The sequence below is a fragment of the Psychrobacter sp. 1Y4 genome (assembly GCF_051847555.1).
In genome coordinates this window covers 1-803 of sequence record NZ_JBPYDE010000392.1, presented here as the reverse complement: position 1 = coordinate 803, position 803 = coordinate 1, and the positions used below count along the sequence as shown (strand labels likewise).

Genomic DNA, 803 nt, shown 5'->3' with positions numbered 1-803 from the left:
AGTTGTCTGCATTCGGCGAATTGGGGGTCAGAGCCATATATATTTACCTGATAAAATGTACATTAAATTGCTGATGCCAAAATCAAAACTGCGGCGTTGCAAGACGATTACTTACGAGAAAAGTTATCTTTACTCGATAGCCAATCTTGTGTAACAGTCTGCTGCTCACCCGTCTGCATGTCTTTGATACTGATGGTATTATCATCCAGCTCTTGCTGTGCGATGATGACTGTCAATGCTGCGCCTGACTTATCTGCCTTTTTCATTTGCGCTTTTAGACTCGTTGCACTTGCCATCTTCACGCGTACATCTGGACGACTATAACGTAGGTTTTGTGCGTAACTGATGCCTGCACTATAAACGTCAGGATGCGCCACAACAAAGACATCACAAGCGGGTTTATCAGCAATCGGTGCCACGGCTTCCATAAGTAGCAATAAGCGCTCTAGCCCCATCGCAAAACCAATAGCCGGTTCAGATTTTACAGGTTTTTTGTCTGACTTATCATCATTTGTACCTATGGACTTTAATTGTCCAACCAGACCGTCATAGCGACCACCAGCACATACCGTCGCTTGACTGCCAAGCTTGTCCGTTACCCACTCAAAGACCGTTTTATTATAATAATCAAGACCGCGCACCAGATGTGGATTGATTTCAAAATCGATACCGAGCGCAGTCAGATAAGCTTGAACTTGTTCGAAATGCGCCACACTCTCTGTACCCAAGAAGTCAGCAAGCTTTGGTGCGTCTGCTAATACTGCCTGAGTACTTGCTTCTTTACTATCTAAGATACGTAATGG

Annotated in this window: 1 protein-coding gene; it reads right to left on the bottom strand. The window is 44.5% G+C overall.

Features of this window, described 5'->3' with window-relative positions:
- Positions 1 to 107 precede the first annotated feature (107 nt).
- The coding region (locus tag ACS8FC_RS16535; RefSeq protein WP_439297578.1) for a histidine--tRNA ligase at positions 108 to 803 on the bottom strand (696 nt) is incomplete at its 5' end.